The 24,027-nt window shown below is 60.4% G+C and carries 23 protein-coding genes, 1 tRNA gene and 1 riboswitch; of the genes, 10 read left to right on the plus strand and 14 right to left on the minus strand.

All coding sequences use genetic code 11. The features are described from left to right. Positions 1–967, minus strand: a 967-nt coding sequence (locus NW839_RS01905) for an ABC transporter ATP-binding protein (RefSeq protein ID WP_414380452.1), incomplete at its 3' end; no start/stop codon positions are given. Positions 968–1,276: 309 nt separating this feature from the next. Between NW839_RS01905 and NW839_RS01910 the strand changes: the two genes are divergently transcribed. Next, positions 1,277–1,855 (plus strand): DoxX family protein, encoded by a 579-nt coding sequence (locus tag NW839_RS01910; protein ID WP_414329342.1) that lies wholly within the window; start codon positions 1,277–1,279, stop codon positions 1,853–1,855. Between the two features lie 80 nt (positions 1,856–1,935). Here NW839_RS01910 and NW839_RS01915 read toward each other — a convergent pair whose 3' ends face one another. From NW839_RS01915 to NW839_RS01925, 3 genes are read right to left on the minus strand one after another with little or no spacing between them, the layout of a single operon-like run. Beyond that, entirely contained in the window at positions 1,936–4,110 is a 2,175-nt protein-coding gene (locus tag NW839_RS01915) for an RNA degradosome polyphosphate kinase (protein ID WP_414343684.1), read from the minus strand. A 58-nt stretch (positions 4,111–4,168) separates the two neighbouring features. Further along, positions 4,169–5,128 (minus strand): branched-chain amino acid ABC transporter permease, encoded by a 960-nt coding sequence (locus tag NW839_RS01920; RefSeq protein WP_414350027.1) that lies wholly within the window; start codon positions 5,126–5,128, stop codon positions 4,169–4,171. Further along, the gene (locus tag NW839_RS01925; protein ID WP_011433668.1) at positions 5,128–5,997 is read right to left on the minus strand and encodes a branched-chain amino acid ABC transporter permease; all 870 of its coding nucleotides are present in this window, start codon (positions 5,995–5,997) and stop codon (positions 5,128–5,130) included. Before NW839_RS01925 ends, NW839_RS01920 begins: the two co-directional genes overlap by 1 nt. Before the next feature lie 152 nt (positions 5,998–6,149). Here NW839_RS01925 and lptC point away from each other — a divergent pair, with 152 nt between their 5' ends. Both lptC and NW839_RS01935 read left to right on the plus strand, forming a co-directional pair. Next, on the plus strand, positions 6,150–7,115 hold the full coding sequence (gene lptC, locus NW839_RS01930) for an LPS export ABC transporter periplasmic protein LptC (RefSeq protein WP_414350026.1): 966 nt from the start codon (positions 6,150–6,152) through the stop codon (positions 7,113–7,115). 81 nt (positions 7,116–7,196) lie between these two features. Continuing rightward, positions 7,197–8,960, plus strand: a complete 1,764-nt coding sequence (locus NW839_RS01935; protein ID WP_414343675.1) for a sulfatase — start codon at positions 7,197–7,199, stop codon at positions 8,958–8,960. Here the strand turns inward: NW839_RS01935 and NW839_RS01940 are convergent, their stop codons facing one another. Further along, positions 8,961–9,455, minus strand: coding sequence for a DUF3531 family protein (locus NW839_RS01940; RefSeq protein WP_414343673.1), 495 nt, complete (start codon positions 9,453–9,455; stop codon positions 8,961–8,963). A 321-nt stretch (positions 9,456–9,776) separates the two neighbouring features. Between NW839_RS01940 and fabG the strand changes: the two genes are divergently transcribed. Further along, a complete protein-coding gene (fabG, locus tag NW839_RS01945) occupies positions 9,777–10,538 on the plus strand; it encodes a 3-oxoacyl-[acyl-carrier-protein] reductase (RefSeq protein ID WP_011433672.1) in 762 nt (253 codons plus the stop codon). A gap of 5 nt (positions 10,539–10,543) precedes the next feature. On the opposite strand, the gene NW839_RS01950 is transcribed toward fabG, so the two are convergent. The 6 genes from NW839_RS01950 to ssuE form a co-directional block, all read right to left on the minus strand. Continuing rightward, positions 10,544–12,187 (minus strand): gamma-glutamyltransferase family protein, encoded by a 1,644-nt coding sequence (locus NW839_RS01950; protein ID WP_414350025.1) that lies wholly within the window; start codon positions 12,185–12,187, stop codon positions 10,544–10,546. Positions 12,188–12,224: 37 nt separating this feature from the next. Then, a complete protein-coding gene (locus NW839_RS01955) occupies positions 12,225–12,959 on the minus strand; it encodes an HAD family hydrolase (RefSeq protein ID WP_414343669.1) in 735 nt (244 codons plus the stop codon). 66 nt (positions 12,960–13,025) lie between these two features. After that, on the minus strand, positions 13,026–13,679 hold the full coding sequence (locus NW839_RS01960) for a YqiA/YcfP family alpha/beta fold hydrolase (RefSeq protein ID WP_414350023.1): 654 nt from the start codon (positions 13,677–13,679) through the stop codon (positions 13,026–13,028). 12 nt (positions 13,680–13,691) lie between these two features. Next, positions 13,692–13,931 carry a preprotein translocase subunit SecG gene (gene secG, locus NW839_RS01965; protein WP_011433676.1) on the minus strand — a complete coding sequence of 80 codons (240 nt, stop codon included), beginning with the start codon at positions 13,929–13,931 and terminating at the stop codon, positions 13,692–13,694. Positions 13,932–14,220: 289 nt separating this feature from the next. Further along, a complete protein-coding gene (locus NW839_RS01970; protein WP_414350022.1) occupies positions 14,221–14,394 on the minus strand; it encodes a DUF4278 domain-containing protein in 174 nt (57 codons plus the stop codon). A 79-nt stretch (positions 14,395–14,473) separates the two neighbouring features. Further along, positions 14,474–14,555: riboswitch (Glutamine riboswitch) on the minus strand. Positions 14,556–14,787: 232 nt separating this feature from the next. Beyond that, complete coding sequence (gene ssuE / locus NW839_RS01975; protein WP_414331394.1) at positions 14,788–15,315, minus strand: NADPH-dependent FMN reductase; 528 nt, start codon at positions 15,313–15,315, stop codon at positions 14,788–14,790. 236 nt (positions 15,316–15,551) lie between these two features. On the opposite strand from ssuE, the gene NW839_RS01980 reads away from it, so the two are divergent. Together NW839_RS01980 and NW839_RS01985 are read left to right on the plus strand one after the other, a co-directional pair. Continuing rightward, positions 15,552–15,623: transfer RNA gene (locus NW839_RS01980), tRNA-Gly, on the plus strand. Between the two features lie 143 nt (positions 15,624–15,766). After that, on the plus strand, positions 15,767–16,210 hold the full coding sequence (locus NW839_RS01985) for a DUF29 domain-containing protein (protein WP_414350021.1): 444 nt from the start codon (positions 15,767–15,769) through the stop codon (positions 16,208–16,210). A 5-nt stretch (positions 16,211–16,215) separates the two neighbouring features. Here NW839_RS01985 and nusB read toward each other — a convergent pair whose 3' ends face one another. From nusB to NW839_RS02000, 3 genes are all read right to left on the minus strand, one after another. After that, positions 16,216–17,091 carry a transcription antitermination factor NusB gene (nusB, locus tag NW839_RS01990; protein WP_414331399.1) on the minus strand — a complete coding sequence of 292 codons (876 nt, stop codon included), beginning with the start codon at positions 17,089–17,091 and terminating at the stop codon, positions 16,216–16,218. A 119-nt stretch (positions 17,092–17,210) separates the two neighbouring features. Beyond that, positions 17,211–19,370, minus strand: a complete 2,160-nt coding sequence (locus NW839_RS01995; RefSeq protein ID WP_414350020.1) for an ATP-dependent helicase — start codon at positions 19,368–19,370, stop codon at positions 17,211–17,213. A gap of 11 nt (positions 19,371–19,381) precedes the next feature. After that, complete coding sequence (locus NW839_RS02000) at positions 19,382–20,242, minus strand: Cof-type HAD-IIB family hydrolase (RefSeq protein WP_414350019.1); 861 nt, start codon at positions 20,240–20,242, stop codon at positions 19,382–19,384. A gap of 201 nt (positions 20,243–20,443) precedes the next feature. Between NW839_RS02000 and NW839_RS02005 the strand changes: the two genes are divergently transcribed. From NW839_RS02005 to NW839_RS02020, 4 genes are all read left to right on the plus strand, one after another. Continuing rightward, a complete protein-coding gene (locus NW839_RS02005) occupies positions 20,444–21,397 on the plus strand; it encodes a DUF1517 domain-containing protein (RefSeq protein WP_238376757.1) in 954 nt (317 codons plus the stop codon). Positions 21,398–21,479: 82 nt separating this feature from the next. Further along, positions 21,480–22,250 (plus strand): hypothetical protein, encoded by a 771-nt coding sequence (locus tag NW839_RS02010; RefSeq protein ID WP_414350018.1) that lies wholly within the window; start codon positions 21,480–21,482, stop codon positions 22,248–22,250. A gap of 76 nt (positions 22,251–22,326) precedes the next feature. Beyond that, positions 22,327–23,097: a peptidylprolyl isomerase gene (locus NW839_RS02015; RefSeq protein ID WP_011433685.1), complete on the plus strand. Its 771-nt coding sequence runs from the start codon at positions 22,327–22,329 to the stop codon at positions 23,095–23,097. Between the two features lie 106 nt (positions 23,098–23,203). Next, positions 23,204–23,932 (plus strand): HEAT repeat domain-containing protein, encoded by a 729-nt coding sequence (locus NW839_RS02020; protein WP_414330345.1) that lies wholly within the window; start codon positions 23,204–23,206, stop codon positions 23,930–23,932. Positions 23,933–24,027 lie beyond the last annotated feature (95 nt).

Genomic DNA, 24,027 nt, shown 5'->3' on the forward strand with positions numbered 1-24,027 from the left:
GGCTTGCCAACTGCAGGGCTACCGAAAGCCCGCCCTGTACTGCGAAGCAGTCAGGGTCGGGTAGTTTACATAAGTCAATCCGAATGTGCTCCGGGCGCAAAGCAAACAGGGCCGCTTCTCCCACGCATCGTTCCGCCAGGGATCCCTCGATCAAGTTGGTTTGGCCGATAAAACCGGCTACAAACCGGGTGGCAGGTCGCTCGTAGAGCTCTGCCGGGGATCCCACCTGTTCGATGCGCCCGCGATTGAACACGGCAATACGATCGCTCATGGTCAGGGCCTCTTCTTGGTCGTGGGTGACGTACAAAAAGGTGAGACCAAGGCGGTGTTGTAGGGCCTTGAGTTCAAACTGCATCTGTTGGCGCAACTTCAAATCCAGCGCCCCCAAAGGTTCATCCAGCAAGAGCACCTGCGGTCGGCCAACCAAAGCCCGCGCCAAGGCCACCCGTTGCCGTTGCCCCCCTGAAAGTTGGCTGGGTTTACGGGATCCCAGATCGGGCAGTTGTACCAGCTCCAGCGCCTCTTGCACTCGCTTTTGGCGCTCCTTCGGCGGTATGCCGCGGATCATCAAGCTGTAGCCAACGTTCTCCGCCACCGTCATGTGGGGGAAGAGAGCATAGTCCTGAAACACCGTGTTCACAGGCCGTCGGTAGGGCGGCAGACCCAAAACATTCTGGCCGTTCAATTCGATCTGCCCCTCATCCGGACGCTCAAAGCCCGCGATCATCCGCAAACAGGTGGTTTTGCCCGAACCCGACGGCCCCAACAACGTAAAAAACTCCCCCTGCTGCACCTCCAAATCCACCCCGTCCACCGCTTGGATCCCGGAAAAGTTGCGGCTGACCCTCCGCAAACGAATGGCAGGCGGGGATCCCTCCTCTCTCCCGGCTTGGGATTTGGCGGAGCTGACATCAGAGGCGAGGACAGATTCGGCAACCATATCGACACAGGCAGCAAATGAACCCATTATGAGGGATCCATTTACAGAGGTTGACAGGTCTCAGCAAGGCCGGAAAAGTCCCAGGCCAAGAGCAGAGATAGTGTGGCGCAATCGCCTGCGGTGAAAGCTCGCCGGAAACCCACCCGACCGGTCGCGAAAGCGGGCCGGAGGCCTTTCGCGGAAGCGGACCGGAGGCCTTGTTTTTGCATGGGATCCCTGTTTTTGCATGGGATCCCTTGACCACTGGGGATCTGAGTCCCACCCTTGTTACAGAAATTTAGAATCGTTACAATAAGTTAGAATCTTTGCTCATCTTTGCATCGCAGGTTTTATCCTATGGCACTCACTCAGCAGTTTCCCGTGCTACTCGCCTCAGCTTTGCGTCACGACAGCGTAACTCCGCGCTGGTCTCAAGTGGCGTGGACCGTTTTGCGGGTGGTGGCAGGGCTATTCATGATTCACAACGGCCTTGACAAACTGGCAGATATCGAAGGATTTGCGACGGCTTATGTAGAAGTGATCGGGTTGCCCTTCCCGATCTTTTTTGCTTATGTAGCCGCCTATACCGAGCTGATTGCAGCCCCCATGGTGGCGCTGGGTTTGTTGACCCGCGGGGCAGCGTTGGGTTTGTTCGCCACGATGGCAGTGGCCATGTTCCACCACATCAAAGTGGCCGGCTTTAGCGTTCCCTATCTGGAGCTGTCGGCCATTTACGCAGCGATCTTCTTGGCCTTTGCGGTGAATGGGGGGGGCTGGTTCTCTGTGGATCAGCTCTTGGTGAATGCAATCGAGTCGTGGCTGAACCGCGCCAGCCGGGAAAAGTTGGAGAGCTTGCAGTCTTCGTTGCAGGCCACGGAACGGGTAATTGCGCTGGGCGAGGAAGAGGCCGAGGCCGCCAAGACCACCGGATCCTGAGCTTTGGTGGCCATTCCCGATAGCGGCGAGGCTGCTCCTCTCTCCCTCTGAGAGAGAGGTTAGCAGTGAGAGTCATCCTGCTAAATGCGGCTGGCGGCCCGCTCCATCAGGCGTTGGTGGGTGGAGCGCACAGGCTCTCCTGGCTTGGGTTGCCGCTGCACGTAGGTGCCATCAGGGCGCAACTCCCAGGCTTGCCGGTTGTCCGTCAGGCAGATGTCCAAGATCGCCTTGAGCTCCCGCTGCAACGCGGGATCCTCCACAGGGGTAACCACCTCAACGCGCCGATCCAGGTTGCGGGTCATGTAGTCGGCACTGCCGATGAAGTACTCTTCCTGGCCGCCATTGTAGAAGTAGAAGATGCGGGAGTGCTCCAGGAAGCGCCCGATGATGCTGATCACGCGGATGCGTTCGCTTAGGCCGGGGATCCCCGGCTTGAGGCAGCACATGCCGCGCACGATGAGATCGATCTCCACCCCGGCTTGGCTGGCCTCGTAGAGCAGCCGGATCATTTCCGGGTCGGTGAGAGAGTTGATCTTGACGATGATACGCCCCTGGCCCCCCGCTTGGGCATGGCGCATCTCGCGGCGGATCAGGGCTTCCATGCCTTGGCGTAGGGTTCTGGGGGCCACCAAGAGCTTGCGGAATTGCCGTTGCCGTGAGTAGCCCGTCAGTAGGTTGAACAATTCCGTAACATCGTTGCAGAGGGTCTCATCGCAAGTGAACAGCCCTAGGTCGGTATAGATACGGGCAGTTTTGGGGTTGTAGTTGCCGGTACCGATGTGGACGTAGCGGCGCAGGGATCCCTCCTCTTCCCGCACCACCAAAGCCAGTTTGCAGTGGATTTTCAGCCCCGGCAGGCCGTAGGCCACGTGGACCCCGGCTTTCTCCAGCTTTTTGGCCCAGAGGATGTTGTTTTCTTCGTCGAAACGGGCTTTGAGCTCCACCAGAGCGGCCACCTGCTTGCCGTTTTCGGCGGCCTGAATGAGGGATTTCACCACCGTCGAGTCGCCGGAGGTGCGGTAGAGGGTTTGCTTAATGGTGAGCACCTGCGGATCGTTGGCGGCCTCCTCCAAAAACCGTTCCACGCTGGCGGCAAAAGAATCGTAGGGGTGATGCACCAACAGATCCCCTTCCCGGATGACGGCAAAGATATCCACCGGCTCATCGCTGACCGAGGCAGTGCGCAGGCGGGGCGGGGTGACCGGCCCCCAAGGGGGATCCTTCAAATCGGGCCGATCCAGGCTGAGAAACGCCATCACCCCCCCCATACTCAAGAGGCCATCCACTTCGTACACCGAGTCACTGTTGAGGCGCATCTCTTCGCTGAGCCGTTGTCGGATGGCTGCCGGAGTTTGGCTGGCAATCTCCATGCGCACCACTGAGCCGAAGCGGCGCTTGCGCAGCTCTTCTTGAATGGCAGCCAGCAGATCGTCGGCCTCGTCCTCTTGGATTTCCAGATCGGCATCCCGGGTGATGCGGAAGGGGTAGTACTCCAGCACCTGCATGCCGACAAACAGCGCTTCCAGATGGTGGGCAATCACCTGATCCAGCGGCACAAAGCTCACCCCATCCCGCAGCGGCACAAAGCGGGGCAAGGTGTTGGGCACCTTCACGCGAGCAAAATGCTCCTTGCCAGTCTCTGGATCCCGCACCACCACCGCCAAGCTGAGGCTGAGGTTGGAGATGTAGGGAAAGGGATGGCCTGGATCCACCGCCAAGGGGGTGAGCACTGGAAACAAACGCCTCTCAAAGTAGTCCCGCAGCTCCTGCCGTTCCGACTCGGCCAGCTCGGAAAAATCGCGGATGTGAATGCCCTGTTCCGCCAGCTTGGGCACCAGTTCCTGCCGGAAGCAAGTGTGCAATTTTCGAATCAGGGGGCGCAGGTGGCTCGAGATCTGCTGCAACTGCTGCTGCGGTGTAAGGCCATCCGGGGTTAGCACCAACACGCCCGTTTCCAACTGACGACGGATCACCGCCACCCGCACCATGAAAAATTCGTCCAGGTTGCTCTCAAAGATGGCCAGAAACTTCAGCCGCTCCAGCAGCGGTGTGCGCTCATCCAGGGCCTCGTGCAAAACCCGGGCATTGAATTCAATCCAGCTCAGCTCCCGGTTGAAATACTGCTCCGGCAGAGCATAGCCCTCTTGGATGGGTGTAGTCCGGATCCCTGGTTGTCCGGCATCAGGGGGGCAGCCCGTCGTGTCGGGGTTGCAGGGTGGCCAGGAAGGGTCAGTTTCCTTGGGACGCGGAGTCATGACGACAGAGGGCTGGGTTATCTCAAACACGTCAACAACAGCTGGAGCCGACCCAATCCTATCCTGCGGGGTTCTGCTTAGGCGAAGGAGAAGTGCCCAAGACGGGCTTGGGCGGACGTTCAGGCAACAATCCTTGAGAGCGCGTCAGAAGAATGACCTGGAGCAGGATCCCGATCAACAAAATGCGCAAAGGGCCAGCCCGGGTGGCCCACTGGGGCGGCAAACGGTTGGTGAGCCACTCGCTGCCCGACCACACCCCCCAAATTACCAGCGCTCCCAGCAAGGCGCCGCGATTGTTGCCACTGCCCCCCGCGATCAGCATTACCCAAACGATAAAGGTGGCAAACTCCGGTTGAAAGGCTTCTGGGCTGATGAAATTGACAAAATGGGCGTAGAGGGCCCCCGCCAACCCCATGAGCATGGATCCCAGCACAAACGCCTGCAGGCGAAACTGGAGCACATCTTTGCCGGCGGCCATGGTTGCCGGTTCATCCTCGCGAATGGCCCGCAGCACCCGCCCCCAGGGGGAGCGATAGGCCCGCTCCGTGGCCCAGTAGACCGCCGCCAAGATCAACAGCACCAAGCCCAAGTAGAGAAGAGTATCCTGACCTGGGATCCAGCCGCGAAAGGGTCGTGGAATGCGGGTAATTCCCCGTACGCCATTGGTCAGCCAGCCCTCATTTCTCAGGATTTGGCTGATGATCTCGGCAATGCCGATGGTGGCGATGGCCAAGTAGTCGGAACGCAGCTTCAGGGTAATCAACCCGATCAAAAAGGCAATCGCCCCGGCGACAGCCACAGCTATGGCAAAACCCACCCAAAAGGGCAGATTGAAGCCGCCCAAATGCTCGGCGCTTGGGGGTGTGGTTACAATGGCGCTGGCATAGGCTCCCACGGCAAAAAAAGCCCCCACCCCGATGTTGAACATGCCGGCGTAGCCCCACTGGATATTGAGGCCCAGCACCAGCACGCCGTAGATCCCCACCAAAATCAAAAAGAAAATGCCGTAGCTCAACATCAGACATCCCCCCCACCCGGGGATCCCAGTAATCCTGTGGGTCGGAAGATCAGCAGCAATACCAATATGGCGAAGGCCACCCCGGTTTTATAGGCCGGGTTGATCACCAAGGTCGAGAATTCTTCCGCCAGGCCGATCACCACTCCTCCGGCAATGGCCCCGTAAGGGCGACCGATGCCGCCGAGAATGGCCGCTGCAAAAATGGGCAACAATAGCCGCCAGCCCATGGTGGGGTGCAGACGGGTATCCATGCCCAGGAACACACCTGCTGCACAGGCCAAGGCTGCGCCAATGGCCCAAGTCCAGAGGACGATCCGCTCTGTATCAATGCCGGTAATCTTGGCCAGCTCAAAATTGTCGGCCATGGCCCGCATCGCTTTGCCCACCCGCGTGCGTTGTAAGAAGAGATGCAGTGCCACCACCAACAGGGCTGTTCCCGCCAGGATTACCGCCCAATCGGGCTTAATGCGCAGCTCCCCAAGCCGCCACGGCAACTGGATCCCGCTGCGGTACACCTGATTGTTGGGCCCCCAGATGATCTGCACCAGGCTGCGCAGAATCAGGGCGGTGCCAAAAGAAGAAATGAGCAAGATCACTGGTGCCTCCCGGCGCAGGCGGCGATAAATGAGTTGGTCGATCCCAACTGCACAAAGTACCGTGGCCAAAGCTGCCGGGAGCAGGCTGACCCCAATTGGCCAACCCAACCCAACAAATGTCAGGCCGAAGTAGGCCCCCAGGGTCATCAGATCCCCATGGGCAAAGTTGGCAAAGCGCAAAATGCCAAAGGTCAGCGACACCCCAATTGCTCCCAGGGCGTAGATGCTGCCCAAGACAAGGCCGTAGATGAAAAGTTGCAACAGTTGGGTCACGCTTGCCCCCAAAAACACTTTGCCCTGATAATGCCACGGGTTTGCCGAGAGCGGGATCCCGTCCGGCACAGCGGAAGGATACGGCTGATCGCGCCAGCGGGACGGAGTCCTAAGAAAGCTAGGGTAGGGGAGAAAGCCCCCAAGGAAGATCCATGCAGTCCAGGTCTTTGTCTGTCCTCCGTTTCCTGGCCGTTTTGGCCCTGCTGAGCGCGGGCTGTGGCGGGCCGGAGTGGGATCCCGATGCGCCTTCCGAGCCCATCTCCACCCCCCAGTTGATCTACGAAGACATCACCCTCACCCAAGCCAGGCCCGACGGCGGCATTCTTTGGCGCTTACAGGCTCGCCTGGCCGAATATGAGTCCCCCCCAGAAAATGGTGCCGCTCCTGTGCAGTTGGGATCCGCCCATTTGCAGGCCGTTCAGGGGGAATTCTTCGACGAAGACAACCGCGCCATCCGCACCCGCGCCGAGCGAGGATCCGCGTACCCCGGCGAACGACGTCTGGAATTGAGGGGTCAAGTCGAGGTGGAATCGGAGCGAGACAACCTGCGTCTGGAGGCCCAGCGGGTGGAATGGCTGCCGGAACAGCGCCTCCTCCAAGCTGAGGGCCAGGTGAAAGTGGAGCTGTTGGAGGGCCAGGGATCCCTGCAGGGGGAGCGGCTGCTCGTCGACTTCGGCCAAGCCCAGATGCAGCTGGAGAACTGGGATCCCACTCAGCCGGTGCGGGCAGAGTACCGGGATCCGGATCTGGAGCTGGCCGCCAGCCGTTTTCTGTGGCAATTTGGCGTCGGGGAAGTGCAGGCAGTAGGGTCTGTAGAGGTTTACGCTCCCTTACAAGCTTTGCGCCTCAGGGGCGAGCAGTTGCGGGCTCCCCTGCCTCTAACCGAGTTGCGCATATTGGGCAACGGGCAAGCCAAAGCCGAGCAAACCGGTCAAGAGCTGCAGGCCCAGGAGATCCGCTGGCGCATCGGCTCCACCCAGTTGCAGGCCCAGGGCAACGTGCGCTACCGCCAGCCCGGCCAGGCTTTGACTGTCAGAGGCAACCAAGGGATCCTGGATTGGCAGGCCAACACTGCTCGGATCCAAGGCAACAGCCAAACCCAGCTCACTTTGCCCTGAGGAGGCGGTGGGGGAAGCAGAAAGCTGGCCGAGAGCATGGCAGGATAGGGATACTTTAAGAAACGTATCAGGTGGGTTGTGGTGAGTTTTAAGGACTCCGTCTCGCTGACGCAAACAGGACATTCCCCCGCAAGGGCCGGCGCTGCTGCCGTAGAACGCCCCAACATCCTGCTGATCGTGCTGGATACCCAGCGGGCAGATCGTCTCTCCTGCTACTGGTCGGAAGCGGAGCGTGCCCGCCAACTGCCCACCAGCCCCAACCTGGATCGGCTGGCTGCCGAATCCACCCTCTTCGAGCGGGCCATCGCCCCTGCCCAATGGACCATCCCCTCCCACGCTTCCCTGTTTACGGGGGAATATCCCAGCACCCACCAGACTGTCCAAGCAGATCTGGAGCTGAGCCCCGCCTTGCCCACCCTGGCAGAGCTGTTGCAGCTGAGCGGCTATACCACTGTGGGCTTTTGCAACAACCCTCTGGTGGGGATCCTGAAAAACGGCTTGCGGCGCGGCTTTGAAACCTTTTACAACTACGGTGGCGCTCTGCCCACCCGCCCCCCCGAAGGCACCCCCTTGCCCGCCCCCCTAAACCGCTGGCTGGCCGCCTACACCCAATTTTGGCGTCGGCTCTCCTACCCGGTGCAAAACGCCTTTGCCCGCTCCGACACCCTCTTCCAGCTGGCGCTGCACCCCTGGTTTGCCTCCCTCTGGACCCGCCTGCTCAACTTCAAAGGCAACACCGCCGCCTCGATTGCCGACCTCAACCGCTACCTGCAGCAGATGGCCCGCCGCCGGTCGGATCCCGGAGCACGGCCCTTCTTTTGCTTTGTCAACCTGATGGAGCCCCATCTGCCCTACTGGCCGCCGGAGCCCTTTGTGCAGAAATACGCCCCCTATTTCAAAAGCAACCGCGAGGCCCGCGACTTTTTGCGCCAATACAACGCCCAGCCCTACCGCTGGATGGCGCCCCTGCCGCAGCCCCTTTCTCCACTGCAAGCGCAGGTGCTGCGGGATATCTACGATGCTGAGGTGGCCTACCAAGATCACCTACTGGGATCCGTCTTCGACACCCTGCGCCACACCGGCCTGGAGCAGAACACGCTGGTGGCCATCGTCGCCGATCACGGCGAAGGCCTGGGAGAACACGACTTCGTCGGCCACGCCTTTGTGGTCTACGAAGAGCTGATCCGCGTGCCCCTCATCCTGCGCTATCCCGGCCACTTCCCGGCAGGAAAACGCATTGCCACCCCCGTTTCCACCCGCCGCCTCTTCCATACCCTCCTGGAAGCTGCCGGCTTTAGCCCCAACCTTTCCCCCAACGGTGCCCCCTGTGTCAGCCTCAAGCTCCGCCGCGAGGTCGCCCGCCTCAGCTTGGCCCGCACCTTGGCAGGGGAAGATCCCGAGCAGGGAACAGTGCTCAGCGAAGCCTTCCCGCCCCACCTCCTCATTCGGGCTATGGAAAGCCGTAACGACAGCCTGCTGCGGGCGCGTGCCTGTTACGACATCCGCCGTGCCCTTTATGAGGGGATGACCAAGCTCATCCAAACGGGGGATCGCCCCAGCCTCTACAACCTGGAGCAGGATCCGGCGGAGCTGCGGGATCTGCTTTGGGTCGGCAACGGGGATCCTGTCTCCTCTCTGCCTGATGTGGACCCGCAGCGCTGTCACGACGGGTCGGCGGTGGAGACCGGCTGGCCCCAGGCTTGGCTGGCTCGCCTACAGCATGGGCTGAGAGCCTGGGTGAGCTGGGCAGAGTCCCGGCGGCCTAGCACGGCTCCTCGCAAGGTGAATGTGGAAAGCGATGCCGACTTGGTGCGGCAGATGCAGGAGCTGGGCTACTTGGAGTAGCTATTCCAGCCCTCCTTCCTCCTCCCTGTGATCCCGCACATAGCCGTTTAGATCGTAGTCATCCATGTCATCCATCTCCTCCGGATCCGCCGTTGGCCAATCCTCATTTTGCCCGCCGATAATCACGCGGCTGAGGCCGATGTATTCCAGGCTGAGGGTGCGCAGGGCGTTGATCAACACATCCAGCGCCATCGCATCGGCGGTGCCCAGATCAAACCAGCAGCGGGCCCAGTTGTCCTTCTCTTCCAGGGATCCCATGTTGTGCATTAGGGAAGGCAAGGGATCCGATTCGTTGGGATACTCCAGATAGCTCAGATCCACCTCGGCCTCTTGGGCCACCAGGCGCTCGGCGTTAAATCCGCCCAGTTTGCCCAGCACGTACCACGACTCCAGCACCTCGTTGAGGTACTCCAGCTCAGCTTCGACCGGCGGCTCGGCAAACTCAAACCAGATCCACAGATTTCCCGGATCGCACTCGCGAAACTCCACTTGCATGGACAGTTCCTCTGCAAGGCCTACGGCCCGCTGACGCGATGGGGCCCAGCTTCTGATCTTAATCTGGCTCTGCTCACCCATTGGTGCAACGCCCAAAGCTCCTGCACTTTTGTGCCATGCGAATCCCTCCAGCAACAAATCTTGCCGTCAGGGTGGCCGCTTGGAACCACGGGATCCCTCCTGCCGAGGCCATCGGCGGTTAGGACGGACATGGCGCAGGCGGTTGCCGGGAAGTCCGTGGCAGCCAGACGGCCCCAAAGCATCCTATACTGTTGCGGCTGTCCTAATCACGCTGTCCGAATCACGAGGAACCTGCCGCTTATGTCTGAGCTTCTCCCTTTGCCTTCCCTCCAAGACCGGGTGGCTGTGGTCACCGGAGCCAGCCGGGGCATTGGCCGGGCGATTGCCCTGCACCTGGGGGCCATTGGAGCAAAAGTGGCGATCAACTACGCCCGCTCCGCTGCCGAAGCCGAGTCCCTGGTGGAGGAGATCGCGGCCCTGGGGGGAGAAGGGATCCCTGTGGCCGCCGATGTGTCTTGCCCAGAGGCGGTGGAGAGCCTGTTTGCCCAGGTGATGGAGCGGTGGGGTCGGGTGGATGTGCTGGTGAACAATGCCGGCATGGCCCGCGACACCCTGCTGCTGCGCATGAAGCCAGAAGATTGGCAGGCGGTGCTGGATCTCAACCTGACGGGGGTCTTTCTCTGCCTGAAGGCAGCCGCCAAGATCATGGTGAAGCAGCGCCAGGGGCGCATCATCAACATCACCTCGGTGGTGGGCTTGGTGGGCAATGCCGGCCAGGCCAACTACAGCGCCGCCAAAGCAGGGGTGGTGGGCCTCACCAAGACAGCAGCTCGCGAGCTGGCCAGCCGCAACATCACCGTCAACGCCGTGGCACCGGGGTTCATCACCACCCAAATGACCGAAAAACTGGATCCTGGCCCGATTTTGGCGCAGATCCCCCTGGGGCGACTGGGATCCCCGGCAGAAGTGGCGGGGCTGGTGCGTTTTTTGGCGGCAGATCCGGCGGCGGCCTACATCACGGGACAGGTTTTTGCCATCGATGGTGGCATGGTGATGAGCTAGGCACTCTACCACGCCAGGGCTAGGCCATCGGCACGGGGTTCGGAAGCCGCAATGAAGTGATCCCCATCCCGCAAGAGGATCTGTCCCCGGCCAAAAAGACCGTAATCCTCTTCTGCCTCCACCACCTGCACCGCATGGCCGCGGGCGGAGAGTTCGCGCACCACCTGGGGCGGCACCGTGCTCTCCAGCGCCACCTGCGGGATCCCTTGATCCAACAGCACTCGCCAGCGGGGCGCATCCAGAGCCGCCTGGGGGTTCAGGCCGTAATCCACCAAATTCACCACCACCTGCACATGGCCTTGGGGCTGCATTGCCCCCCCCATGACACCAAAAGGGCCGAGGGGGATCCCTTCTCTGGATAGAAAAGCGGGGATGATCGTGTGGTAGGGGCGCTTGCGGGGGCCCACCTGGTTGGGATGGCCGGGCTCCAGGGTGAAACCCGTGCCGCGGTTGTGGAGAGCAATGCCCGTGCCCGGAACCAGCAGACCACTGCCGAAGCCATCGAAATTCGACTGAATCAAAGACACCATCAACTCACCATCAGCTGCAGCCAGGTAAACCGTTCCCCCCTCCGGCAGCCCTGGCTGGGCCAGGGGGATCGCCTCCCTCCCGATCAACTGCCGCCGCCGCTGTGCATAAGCCTTATCCAGCATCTGGGCAGGACTGACCCGCACATACTCCGGATCCGCCACCTGTCGGCTCACATCGGCAAAGGCCAGCTTCATTGCCTCAATCTGCAGGTGATAGCGCTCGCCGGCATCGTAGGAGATCCGACCCAGCTCAAAACCCTCCAAAAGGTTGAGCGCCATCAAAGCGGCAATGCCCTGCCCGTTGGGGGGGATCTCCCAGACGGTGTAGCCGCGGTAATCTGTATGGATGGGTTCCACCCAATCGGCCTGGTGCTGGGCCAAGTCGGCGGGGGACAGGAAGCCGCCCGTGGCCTCCGAGAAAGCCAGCAACTTCTCCGCCAGCTCCCCCCGGTAAAAACTCTCACCCCCGCTGTGGGCAATGGCCTTCAGGGTTTGGGCATGCAGGGGGCTGCTCCAGCGCTCCCCAGCCCGTGGGGCACGCCCTTGGGGAAAGAAAACGGCCTTGAAGGCCTCGTGGCGGGGATCTGGCAGGGGCAAATAGATGGACTCCGCCGCCTGCCACAGTTGGGCCACCCGGGGAGAGACCGGAAATCCCTCTTGCGCCAGACGAAGGGCAGGCACAAACAGACGCTCGAACGGCAGCTTTCCCCAGCGCCGGTGCAAGGTCTGCCAAGCGGAAACTGCCCCCGGCACCGTCACCGCTAACCAATCGTAGGGGGGGATCCGCCCATGGTCCCGGTACCGCTCCGGCGTCAGGGCGGCTGGGCTGCGACCGGAAGCATTCAACCCGTACAGCTGACCCTCCTCCCCCCCCTCCCACACCAGAGCAAAGGCATCGCCGCCAATGCCATTGGAGGTTGGCTCCACCACCGTCAAAGCCACCGCCATTGCCACGGCTGCATCCACAGCATTGCCGCCCGCCCAGAACATCTCCATGCCCGCCATTGCCGCCAAAGGTTGGCTGGTGGCCACGGATCCCTGTCTGCCCATCACCACCCGTCGCCGCGAAGCAAACGGATAGCGATCCAGGGCCTGCCGCAAAAAAGTGGGTGCTGGCATATCGCTACGCGACGCTCTCGCGAATGGGCTGGGCTCCCTACACAGGCAGGTTATCGCTACGCGACGCTCTCGCGAACAGGAGTGCGGCCAACTCCGCAAAGCTGTCCACCACCACATCTGCCCCGGCGTGGCGCAGTTCCTCGGCGGTGAAAGCCGTGGTGAGGCCCACCGCAAAACAGCCAGCCCCCTTAGCGGCGCGGATCCCATGGGTAGAATCTTCAATCACCCAACACAACGCCGGATCCAACCCCACAGCGGCAGCCGTTTTCAGGTAAGGCTCTGGGTCGGGCTTGGCCCGCTGAATGTCTTCGGCGGTAATCACCGCGTCAAACCAGCGGTGCAGGTCGAAGCGCTGGAAAATCTGCGCTTGATCCCGGCGGATGGCCGAAGTGGTGACGGCCAGGGCAGAAAAGCGCTGGCGGCTGGCCGCCAAAAACTCCAGCACCCCCGGCACCAGGGGTACCTCTGCCAGCAGCTCGCCAAAAGCCTTGGCCTTTTCCTCGATCAAGCGCTGCACCAGCAGGGGCCGTTCTGCAGGTGGGGTGTCCGTCTGGTGTTGGACAAGGTACTCGAACATGTCGCGGTCGGTGCGCCCCTTGAACTGCAGGGAGATGGGGGCCAAATCCAGGGATAGGTGGCAGCGTTGCAGGGCAATGGCCCCGGCGCGGGCATGGATTGGTTCCGAATCCACAATCACCCCGTCCATATCGAAGAGCAAGCCGGCAGTCACGTCAGCCTTCCCCTGTTGTAGGCACAGCACTTTGGATTGCATAGACATTATCGCTACGCGACGCTTTCGCGAATGGGCAAGCACGGGACAGGGATCCTCTTAACAACCCTACTGCCCCGTCTCCATCCCCCACCCGCAGAAGCGGCTGGTGATCTGCCAGATGGGATCCAACACATCGGTCAGGGCGTGGTCACTCTCCACCGCCACCAGTTGGGCCCAGGGGCGACGGGCCACATAGTCTCGACTGGCTTGAATGGGGATGGTTTCATCTTGGATCCCGTGCACAATTAGGGTGGGCACAGGCCGTCGTAACCCCCCATCCGGGTAGCGCTGGGCATCGGCGACAAAGCCGTACTCCAAAGGGAGAGGGCGGCCTTCTCCGTAGTGAAACACCATGAGTTGTCCGGTTCGCTGCCAAGTCTCCACCGCCTCTGCCCCCAGCCGCGGCAGCCAATGGCCTAAAAAGCCAAAAGCCGGCGCCAAGAGCACCAAGCGCTGCACGCAAGGTTGTCGTTCGGCAACCCAAGCAGCCACCAGGCCCCCCAAGCTAGAGCCGATGAGGGTGACAGGGGGGTAGTTCATCTCGGCAAGCTGGCTGGAAACCTGCTGGATCTGGCGGGTCAGGGTGAGCTGGGCAAAATTGTCCTGGTTCAGATCAGGCACCTGAACAGGGATCCCCACCTGCTGCAGCCGCTGCCGAAAGAAAGTTGCCTTGGCCGACTGCGGCCCAGAGCCGAATCCATGCAGGTAAATCACCAACACGGAAAGGGATCTCTATGGCCCTGTGGCTGCCGAGAGCCAGCCCGCCCCCAACACCACGCTGATGGAGAGGAAAAGGGTCGCTACCGTCCAGGTGATGCGGTTGAGGTTTTGCTCAGCACTCTTGGAGCTGGAGAACAGCTGGGCCTGCCCGCCAATGCCCGCCAACCCATCCCCCTTAGGGCTGTGCAGCAGCACCAAGATCACCAGCAAGATGGCCGAAGCCGACCAGAGAAACTCGAAAAACGCTTCCATCGCAGCGGATCCCTGTAGGGCAAGTTGCTAAGGCCATTATCGCTTGGAACCTCATCTTAGCGCACCCTGTCTCGGCATCGCTCCCATTTCAAACTCAACTCGTTCAAACTCAACTCGGCAGGCCCAGACCCATCTACTTGCTTCTCAGGTGGAACGGGTGCTGCTCCTTCTGGGGGTGTTGCTTTGCCCCAAAAGGCGACCCCAAACGGGGCCGCTCGGTCTTTATCCAGCCCTTATGGAGATTTCCAGAGGATCCCCACCTCACCTACAAGGGCAAACAGTATTCACCTCAGTAGCTTACGCCCCGGTAGGTCAGGGGCTGATGAGGGTGAGGCACCGCTTTCTTGCTGGTGTGATGCACCCAGAAGGTTTGACCGCGATACTGAGCCTGCAACTCCTCATCGCTGAGCTGAGTATGCGCAGGAACGTAGTCAAAGGTGTTGCCACGGAAAGAGAGTTTCATATATCGCCTCCATCAACGAAGGGTTGAGTTTGTTGTCGTTGGGCCCTACGCCACGGAAAGAGTGGCGCGATTCAGTTGAGGCGCGTTCCTTCGGGAAGACCCCTACTTCCGTCTCTGCACAGCTCCAGGCCACTGGTGAGCCAACTGCAGAGGTGAACGATTTATCCTATGTCTGTATCATAACTTACGGTTTTGCAGGTTTTTTGGGGGATTTATAGAAATTTAATCCGGCCATACCCGCAAAAGGGATCCCTTGCCGTCGGCTCTTCCGCGGCTTCTCGGGCCTGACTGGGCAATCACCTATGCACTTTTCGGAATAGATTGCCGCAACCGGTTCCGGGCCCAGGGCACCAATCCCGTATTCGGCCAGTCTCCGCAAAATTCTGATTTCTTCTATTTCACCGCCTGCGCAAGTGCCTGCAGCCCTGCTCGCAGACGTTCCTCGATGTCGGCCTCTAGCTGTAGTGTTCCGGCAGCGTCCAACTGAATTTGAGAACTCAGGATATAAACCCCTCTCAGGATGTGGGTTGCCCCCATCACCGCCAGCACAGGTTTCATCGCAAAGTCGATGGACAGCAGATGGGCCAGGGTTCCCCCGGTGGCAATGGGGAGAATCACTTTACCGGTAAAGGCGTCTTGATCCAGCAAATCCAGCAGTGCCTTCAACACACCTGGATAGGAGGCTTTGTAAACGGGAGCAGAGATGACGATCCCGGTAGCTTGGGCCACCTTTTGCTGAATTGCCTTGAGTTGAGGGCTATCGAACTTGGCCAGTGCCAGATCCTCTGGGGGCAAATCCCGCACCGAAACAAACTGAGTGGTCAATCCCAGATCGGACAGGATCCCGGCAGCGTGATGTAAAACGGCTTCTGAGCGAGAAGGAGTGCTGGGACTACCGGAGAGCAGGAGGATGCTGGACATAGGCCGCAGACAGAATACTGTCTCAGTTGTACCAGGGATCCCACGTGAAAGATGATTAACCCACTCTCGCCCTGCCCCAGCATGCACGATAGCTTTGTCTCTCGACGTCATTCCCTGCTGGTCAAATTGCGGGCAAAATATGCCCCCCCCCAACTCCCCACCTACTCAAGGGGTCGGGAACGTGATAGGTTAGATTCAGCAAGGGTTTCAGCTTGCTAAACTTGAGATTGATTTACGCGGGCGTAGTTCAGTGGTAGAACGCTAGCTTCCCAAGCTGGATGTCGTGAGTTCGAGTCTCATCGCCCGCTTTCCCCAACCAACTGGCAAAACCCGCTTTCCGCAAGCATTCCCGGGCTTGGCCTAGTCCGGGAAATCAATGAGCTCAAGGTAAAAAGGGGTAGTTCGGGGTCAGTAAGATCTCCTTGGCCAGTGCCCAGTTAGGCAATGAAGCATGCAACTTTACGAGTACGACTTCTATGCCTGGACGCAAAAGCAAGCCGCACTGCTGAAATCGGGGCAGTGGGATCAACTGGATATCGCCAACTTGGTGGAGGAAATCGAGGCTTTGGGCAGGCAAGAACGCCGGGAATTGCTGCACCGGCTGGGGATCCTGGTAGGGCATTTGCTGAGGTGGCAATTGCAACCCCACCTGCGAGGCAAAAGTTGGCGGGCAACGATTACCGAACAACGCCGCCAGATCCAGCGATTGCTCAGAGACAGTCCCAGCCTCAAGCCCGATCTTTCGGCAGCCCTGCAAGAGGCTCACCAGGACGGGATCCTGTTGGTGGTGAGAGAAACGCCATTGTCTGAAGCAGATCTGCCTGCCCAGTGTCCCTACACATTTGAGCAGGTGATGGATCCCGACTTTTATCCTGGCAAGGAAGATCCCCAGTGATCTGCTCAGCCCCCGGAACCAGAACCAGGGAGGGAGGGATCCCGACCCCGGTGGGTCTCCATCTGGCTGTCCACTACCCGTCGCAGCACTCCGTTGACGAAAGCGGCGGCCTCAGGATCCCCGTATTTTTTGGCCAATTCTACAGCTTCGTTGATGGCAACCTTCACGGGGCTGCTGGCCAGTATTTCCATCTCCACCACCGCCAGGCGCAGGATATCTCGTTCGATCCGACCAACCCGCTGCAATTGCCAACCCACCAAAGCCTTTTGCAAACGAGCATCAATCGCCTCCTTGTGGGTTCGCAGGGCAGTTAACAGTTGCAAAGCGTAGGCGCGCACTTCTTGGGATTGGGCAATGTACAACAGTTCCGGCATGGACAGGGCAACGCCCACCCGGTTGACTGCTCTTTGGGACAACTGGACAACCTCATCCAAGATGTGGCGGACGCTGTGCAGCCGCTGTTCCAGGTGTTCTAAGGCTTGGCCGGCGTTGCCGAGGGCCACTTGCACCTGCTGGATTAGCTCCAGCAATTCCCCCCGTAAGGCATTGGGGTCAGGAACGTCCGCCTCCTTCAGAGTGATTTCCAGGCGCTGCAGGTGTCGTTGGGCCTGCTGAAGGCGGAGGGTGACGGAGCGGGATCCACCCTCTTCCTTGGGATCCGAATCGGCCAACAATAGAGGATCGCTCTCGTGCAACAAACGGTCGCTGCGCTGGATTTCCGCCGCCGCTGTGGAGAGGGTTTCATGGGTCTCTTCACTCAGGGCGCGGATGGCTGCCAGCAGCAAGTCCTCCAGTTGTTTTTCGCTCAGTTTGGCCGCCGTGGCTGGCAGTTGATTGACCCCCAGCAGGGCCAGTTCGCGGGCAATACGCCGAGGTTGCATTGCAGAATATCCATAGCTTCTGAAAGACTGCCCCATTGCCGCAAGGCGGCGCGCAAGCGCTATCGGGCTTAGCCATGCTAGCAGGTTGCCAATCCATGAAGAACGAGAGACTCACCCGGTCAACCGGCCCTAAAACTGCGACTTAACACCCGAAACACCAAAGATGAACTCTGCTCTGTGCCAAAGCGAGATTGGCTGGATACCGAGAGGGTGAGCCGTCGTTTGCTGCGGGTGATGCCCACATACAGCAGCCGCAGCCGCTCCGCTGCCAAGTCCAAAAAGGCTTGCTTGGTGGCAGAGTCGGCCTGCAGCTCCCAGCCGCCTTTGGGGCTGAGCTGTCGCAACTGAGCCAGGGCCTCTGCCTGCATATCCACTTCATCCAAAAACTTCAGCCCCAGGGTTCGCTCCCCGTACTGGGTGGGAAACTCGTAGGCCGACACCTGGGGGATGAACACCTGATCCCATTCCAGCCCCTTGGCCCGATGCAGAGTCGTGACAGTGATGCTGCCCGGCTCGGGGTCGAAGGCGAAGATCTCCGAAGGCAAGTTGTTGAGGCGGTGATCCAGAATCACTTGAAATTCTTGGGCGATCTCCTGCCAATCGGTTTCGGGCAGGGATCCCAGCACCTGCTCCAGCTGATCGATTACATAGCGACCCACAAACAGCTCTTCCGGCTTGCGGTAGAGGCTTTGAACGATCACATTCAGCACCTCCGGCCAAGGGGAGCGCCCGGCCCGGAGCCAACCGGCAAGGGTGCGCAGCAGCCTGCCCAAGTTCTGCCAAGGCGGGCCATCGGGCAGAGCGGGAGCCTCACCAAAGTTGGGAAATAGCAGCCGCTCCGGCAGAGAGGCGCGGATCCAGCTCAACATCGGTCCCAGTTCAGCACGTGGGATCCCCGCCCAATCCGCCAAGCAATCCACAGCAGCAGCCAAGCGAGTGGGGGCAGTGGGCTGGGCAAACCAGTCGATGATTCCCTTGAGCTGCAACAACACCCGCCGCTGACTGGGACTGCCCCGCAACAGATCGATCACCCGCTCCGCTCCCATTTCCTGGAGATAGCTGAGGGCCTTGCCCCCCATTTCGTTGGTGGTGACCAGAATGGCCACCGTTTGGCCGGGAAAAGCTTGGGCGGCTGCAATGGCCTGCCGCGCCACCTGTTGCAGCTCCTCTTCCGGGGATCCGACGACCCGCAGAAAGTCCACACCACCCTCGCTGGCCGGGGGGTTTTGGCCACCGGAGGTGGCCAGTTGAATGGGCTGGGGGGCCAGAGCGGTGCGCAAAGCCGGGATGGGGTGCTGCTGATTCACCCACTCCACCAGGCGGTTGGCCAAAGCGATGATCTGGGGGGCGCTGCGGCTGGATTCATCCAAGAGCACCACCTGAGGACTGGCCTGGCAAAAGGCGCGAAACAGCCGCGGCTCGGCGCTGGTAAAGGTGCCCATGATGCTCTGGTTGGGATCCCCCACCCGCACCAGGTTGCCGGTGCGTTGGCTGAGCAGCCGCAGCAGCTCTTCCTGCAGGGGGGAACTGTCTTGGGCCTCATCCTCGAACAGGTAGTCGTACCAGTTCTGTACCTGCTCCCGCAGCTCCGGACTGCCCTCGATCAAATCCACTGCTTGCCAGCCCAGGTCGTCGTAGTCTAACTTGCCCAGGCGACGCAATTCCGCTTGATAACCGGCGTAGATGGGAGCAGCCCAGCCCAGATAGCCCTCGCTGGGGATCACTTCTGGCCCCAGGCGCAGATTCTTGGCCCTGCTGATGACCACCTGCACCATCTGCTGGAAACTGCGCCGGAACTGGGCTCGGTTTTGGGCGATCTTTTGCGGGTTGTTGTCGCCGGGGATCAGCGGCTCCCAGAGCTGAGTATGGCGGACGAGCCAAGCGCGGCACAGGCGGCTGAGCAACCGCTCCTGTTCGTATCCCTCCAAAATAGACAGCTCCTCCCAACGGCTGGGGGCCTCCCGCAACACCCGCAACGACAAAGAATGCAGGGTAAAGGCCTGGGTAAAGCGATCCGGATACCCCGCCCGTTGCAAACGTTGATTGATGCGGTTGATCAAGTTGCCCCGCGCCGAACGCATGTAGGTGAACACCCCGATGCGCTCCGGTGGGATCCCCCGATTGAGAATTAAATCGGCGATCAACAGCTCCAGAATAAAGGTCTTGCCGCTCCCCGGAACGGCGGCGATCCCCAGCGGCCCCGATTGGTAGGCCAACGCCTGTTGCTGCGCCGGACGCAGGGTGACCTCAGGAAAGGGAGAAGAAGCCAGACCCAGCATGGGATCCCTGCCTAGCTGAGGATGAAGGTCTCGATGGCTGCCGCCACCCCGTCTTCTGCCACAGGAGGGGCAATCCAATCGGCATGGGGCAACAGAGCAGGCGAGGCATTTCCCATCGCCACCCCGATCCCCGCATACCGCAGCATCTCAATGTCGTTGTCGCCATCGCCAATGGCCATCACCTGCTCCGCCGACAACCCCAGCATTTCCTCGGCCAAAAAACGAACGGCATTGCCCTTGTTCACCGCCGGATGGGTAGCCTCGAGAAAAATCGGCTCTGAACGGGTGAGGTAGAGCTGGTCAGGGGAATACCGCCGCCGCAGGGATCCCTGCAATTCCTGCAGGAACTCGGTATCCTCAGAAACAGCCAGGATCTTGGTGGGGCTTCGTCCGTATTGGGCGGAAGAGAACATCTGGAACGGCACCTGCGAGCGCTCAGCATAAGCCTGACTGAGGGGGCTCAGCTCCCGCAAATAGAGCTGGTCATCGATGTAGAGGTGAACCCCCACCGGCTGATCCTGCAACACTTGCAGCAACTCCTCGGCCAGCGGCCAGTCAAGGCTCCAGTGCTTTAGGGTCTTTTGGCTGTCGGGATCCCGAATTAAAGCCCCCTGGTAGCTGCATAGGGGCATATCGGCCCCAATCGCGTAGTGGAACCGCTCGGCAGAACGATGCATGCGGCCCGTAGCAATGGCTACTCGCACCCCTGCTGCTTTGGCCTTCTGAATGGCCTCCCGAACCGGCTCTGAAACCTGGTTGGAAGGCCCGGCAATCGTGCCATCGATATCCACCACCAACAGCCGAATCTGGGCACGGGGTGGAGAAGATGCCCGCTCTCTTTCCTCGGCTTGGACGTTAGCCTGAGTTTGCATTGCTGTTGTTTGCCCTCCTCCTGGCAACCTTCCAGACCGTAGCATGGCTCTGCCTCGATTGGTTGACGGTCATTGGCCGGCTCAGTACACAAAGAATCAACACAGAAGAATTGAACAAGTGAGATGGCCGGGTGGGGGATCGGTTTCCGCCCCTATTCCCGCCAACGAGAAAGCGTAGAATTAAGAAAGACTAGCCCCGTGATGGACGAAAACATTGTGATCATGCTGAAACGAATCGGTCGCGTCTGCCGGCCTCTGCTGGCCATTGCCCTGGCCTTGACCTTGGCCCTGGCTCCCATAGGCGCTGTTTGGGCACGCAGTGGCGGTCGCATTGGCGGCGGATCTTTCCGGTCTCCGACGTTCTCTGCCCCCCGCTCGATTGGCCCGCACTACTCAGCTCCTGTCTACCCCAGCTATGGAGGCGGCTTTGGTTTTCCGCTGCTGGTGCCCTTTTTCTGGGGAGGGGGGGGTGGCGGCCTGCTGACGCTGCTGCTCTTGGTTGGGGCAGGTAGCTTTTTGGTGCAGACGCTGCGCTCGGGGATCAGATCCGAAGAAGGGGACGATAGCATTGGGGTTCGCGATCCCCAGGTAACTGTTGCGCAGGTAAAAGTGGGACTGCTGGCCAGCGCCCGGCAACTGCAGAAAGACATGAACGCCCTGGCTCTGGAGGCGGATACTCAGTCGCCAGAAGGGCTGAGCCAACTGTTGCAAGAGGTCACCCTTGGCTTGATGCGCTACAGCGACTACTGGGCCTATGGCCATGCCCAAGCGGAGAAGCTGCCCCTCTCCCGCGCCGAATCCCTGTTCTATCAAGCCTCTTTACAAGAACGGAGCAAGTTCAGCGTCGAAAGCCTCAGCAACCGCAACAACCAGATCCAACAAGTCTCCCAAGCGGCGCTGCAGCGATCTGCTGCTGGGATCCCAGATGTTGGCGAGTACCTGCTGGTAACTCTACTGGTTGCGTATCGTGGTAACTTAGGTACACTACCTGTAGTTAACTCCATGGCGGATCTGCGGCAGTGCCTGTTGCAGCTGGCTTCGATTCCGGCAGATCGGATTGTGGCCATCGAAGTGCTGTGGACGCCGCAGTTGGAGGGAGACACCCTGTCGGCAGAGGCGCTGTTGACCGAGTACCCGGAAATGCGGCTCCTTTGAGAGCCTTTGGGCGATAGACGGCAACTGTTGGCTGAGTGTCTCAACTCCTCGGGATCCCCGCCGCTCAGGCTAGGGAGGTTGTATGTCCGGGTTAGATGCTTCAGCGGGCAGAGGCCGTCGTTCCCCTTGGGCATGGTCTGGCCAAGTCAAGCAGGCAGATTCTCTGTTGGATGAGCTGTTCGAGGATTTGGAGAACAGCTTGGAAGAGGGGCTCTCAGAAGCCGGCGAATATCCTTACCTCGGCACACGGCCCCCACTGCCTTCCCGGCGCTTCTCTGCTGCCGGAGGATTACTGCTGGGTATGGCTTTGGCCGCTACCTTGGTGGCAGGTCTGGCTTTTTGGATGACCCTGCGCCCGCGGGCGGTGGTTTTTTCGCAGGCCACTCGGGATCCCTTGGCTGAGGCACCCAATTCTTCCCATTCCGATGCTCACCAGGAGCCCTTGCTTCCCACTGCTGCTGATGTGGATGAAAATGATGTGGATGAAAACCCCAAAGCTCCACCTGAGGATTCTGCAAAGGCTGTCTTGGTCGAACCGGCAAAACCGCCGACTGTTGTCGCTCCTCTTGCTTCAAGAGGGGCTGGTCTTCCCTCTCCCCCCAGGGTACCTGCGCCTCCGGTGCCAGCGCGGATCCCACCCCAGCCTCTGCCGCAGATGAAGCTGGTGGGATTGATCCACGATCCAGGTGCCCCCAAGGCTCTGATCTTGATCGACAACGTAGTACGTCAGGTGGCTGTTGGCCATGCGGTGAAAGCAGAGTGGCGGGTTACCTCCATCAGCCCCTACGGTGTGAGGGTGAGCAATGGTGCTCAAAGCGTTACCTTGCAGTTGGGGCTGTCGCAGCGGATCTGAATCACCTGGATAGGGATCCCTGCTGGGTTGAGCAGCGCCTGGAGGGTGGGAGATTGGATTGAAGGAGAAGGGGCAGATGAAATTCGCCAAGCTGGGGCGAATGAGCCGCTGCAGAGTGGGAGTGGGTTTAGTTCTGGGATACCTCTGTCTCGGGCTGTTGGCTTGTCGCAGTACACCCCCCTTGTCAGAATCCCCCTCTGGGATCCCGGCGGCCTATGCTAGCCGCCCGCAACTGCAAGGGAAGGCAGTGGTGGAGATGGAGGTGCAAACTGCTGAGGGGGTAGGCAAGGTGATCTTGGCGATCCACGGGGAAGCGGCACCCCTGACCGGCGGCCAGTTCGTGGATTTGGTTCAGCGGGGCTTTTACAATGGCCTCACCTTCCATCGGGTGGAAAAGGATCCGCAGCCTTTTGTGGTGCAGGGTGGGGATCCCCGTGGTGACGGTACAGGGGGTGCAACAGAGCCGGGGAGCAACCGCCTGCGCACCATCCCCCTGGAAATTCAGCTGCGTGGGGAACCCTACCCCCGCTACAACACCTTGATCCAGGATCCCGCTGCTCTGAGTAAGTTGCTCTTGCCCCATCGTTTGGGGGCGGTGGCCATGGCCCGTTCTAGCCCACTTGACTCAGCCTCTTCCCAGTTTTACATCACCCTCTCTGCTCTGCCGATTTTGGACGGGCGCTATGCCGTGTTCGGCTACGTCACCGAGGGGATGGAGTGGGTGGAGCGCATCCAGGTGGGAGATGTGATCCGCTCGGCGCGGGTGTTGGAAGGAGCGGACTTGCTCAGGGTTCCGGGATCCCAACCGGAAAGAGCAGATCAGATGGAGGATCCCGGCAGTTTATGATGGGCAGCAACTCTGCTGCTGGTTTGGTTGTTGTAGCTCTGGCTTTTGCCTTGAGGAAGGGCAAGTTTTGCCCTCGTCCCCTCCGCCAACACCTGGGCACCCTTTCATGCAAGAAGACGCTTTTTCCCCCCTTGAGCCCCTAGACGAGCTGCCACCTCACTCACCGCCGGAGGTGGATGTGGAGCTGATGCTGCAGCAGTTGCAGGATCCGGATCCCTATTTGCGGATGCAGGCGGCCCGCGCCTTCTGTGAGATCGAAGAACCCCGCGCCGTTAAACCCCTGCTGGCCCTAGTCCGGGATCCCTGCCCGTTGGTGCGGGTGGGAGCAGCCTATGCCCTAGGTCGGAATCCGGATCCCGCTGAGGTGGAGGTGCTGATCGAGGGCTTGCGCTGGGATTGGAACGGCTATGTGCGCAAAGGCTTGGTGTGGGCGTTGGGCAATGCCAAGGATCCGCGGGCGTACCCGGTGTTGCTGGAAGTGTTGGCCGGGGATATCGCGGCAGTGCGATTGTGGGCTGCCAGTGCCCTCGGACAATTGGCTCAGGCGCAAGTGTTGCCCGGCCCGGCATTGGATGAGGTGGTCGCAGCTCTCTGCCGGGGTTTGGCTCAAGATCCAATCGCGGCGGTACGTGGCAACTGTGCCTGGAGCTTAGGGATCCTGGGGCAACAGGTGAAACTGGCTCTCGAGGATCCCATTGTTTACACGATGCTAACAAGGCAATTGCTGACCAGCGCCAGTCGCGATCCCGATTGGGGGGTGCGGGATGACGCGCGGCTTGCCCTACAAAAGCTGGCAGATCCCGATTTGCTGGAGCAACTGGATAACCTCAGCTGATCGTTATAGTCATTTTTAAACTAGATTGAGACACTCCCCAAGCATTCCACGCTGCTGCCCCTACTCCCAGCCTCGCTGCCAGAGGGAGAGGGGAG

Source organism: Synechococcus sp. R5-15 (genome assembly GCF_047462035.1).
Taxonomy (GTDB): Bacteria; Cyanobacteriota; Cyanobacteriia; order Thermostichales; family Thermostichaceae; genus Thermostichus.

Bases quoted from the DNA above. Each gene is read 5' to 3' on its own strand.
- NW839_RS01910 (WP_414329342.1), top strand. From the start codon at position 1,277: ATGGCACTCACTCAGCAGTTTCCCGTGCTACTCGCCTCAGCTTTGCGT.
- NW839_RS01955 (WP_414343669.1), bottom strand. From the start codon at position 12,959: ATGCAATCCAAAGTGCTGTGCCTACAACAGGGGAAGGCTGACGTGACT.
- NW839_RS02005 (WP_238376757.1), top strand. From the start codon at position 20,444: ATGGACGAAAACATTGTGATCATGCTGAAACGAATCGGTCGCGTCTGC.
- fabG (WP_011433672.1), top strand. From the start codon at position 9,777: ATGTCTGAGCTTCTCCCTTTGCCTTCCCTCCAAGACCGGGTGGCTGTG.
- NW839_RS01985 (WP_414350021.1), top strand. From the start codon at position 15,767: ATGCAACTTTACGAGTACGACTTCTATGCCTGGACGCAAAAGCAAGCC.
- NW839_RS02020 (WP_414330345.1), top strand. From the start codon at position 23,204: ATGCAAGAAGACGCTTTTTCCCCCCTTGAGCCCCTAGACGAGCTGCCA.
- nusB (WP_414331399.1), bottom strand. From the start codon at position 17,091: ATGCAACCTCGGCGTATTGCCCGCGAACTGGCCCTGCTGGGGGTCAAT.
- ssuE (WP_414331394.1), bottom strand. From the start codon at position 15,315: ATGTCCAGCATCCTCCTGCTCTCCGGTAGTCCCAGCACTCCTTCTCGC.
- NW839_RS02000 (WP_414350019.1), bottom strand. From the start codon at position 20,242: ATGCAAACTCAGGCTAACGTCCAAGCCGAGGAAAGAGAGCGGGCATCT.
- NW839_RS01995 (WP_414350020.1), bottom strand. From the start codon at position 19,370: ATGCTGGGTCTGGCTTCTTCTCCCTTTCCTGAGGTCACCCTGCGTCCG.
- secG (WP_011433676.1), bottom strand. From the start codon at position 13,931: ATGGAAGCGTTTTTCGAGTTTCTCTGGTCGGCTTCGGCCATCTTGCTG.
- NW839_RS01920 (WP_414350027.1), bottom strand. From the start codon at position 5,128: ATGTTGAGCTACGGCATTTTCTTTTTGATTTTGGTGGGGATCTACGGC.
- NW839_RS01970 (WP_414350022.1), bottom strand. From the start codon at position 14,394: ATGAAACTCTCTTTCCGTGGCAACACCTTTGACTACGTTCCTGCGCAT.
- NW839_RS01915 (WP_414343684.1), bottom strand. From the start codon at position 4,110: ATGACTCCGCGTCCCAAGGAAACTGACCCTTCCTGGCCACCCTGCAAC.
- NW839_RS01950 (WP_414350025.1), bottom strand. From the start codon at position 12,187: ATGCCAGCACCCACTTTTTTGCGGCAGGCCCTGGATCGCTATCCGTTT.
- lptC (WP_414350026.1), top strand. From the start codon at position 6,150: ATGCAGTCCAGGTCTTTGTCTGTCCTCCGTTTCCTGGCCGTTTTGGCC.
- NW839_RS02015 (WP_011433685.1), top strand. From the start codon at position 22,327: ATGAAATTCGCCAAGCTGGGGCGAATGAGCCGCTGCAGAGTGGGAGTG.
- NW839_RS02010 (WP_414350018.1), top strand. From the start codon at position 21,480: ATGTCCGGGTTAGATGCTTCAGCGGGCAGAGGCCGTCGTTCCCCTTGG.
- NW839_RS01940 (WP_414343673.1), bottom strand. From the start codon at position 9,455: ATGCAAGTGGAGTTTCGCGAGTGCGATCCGGGAAATCTGTGGATCTGG.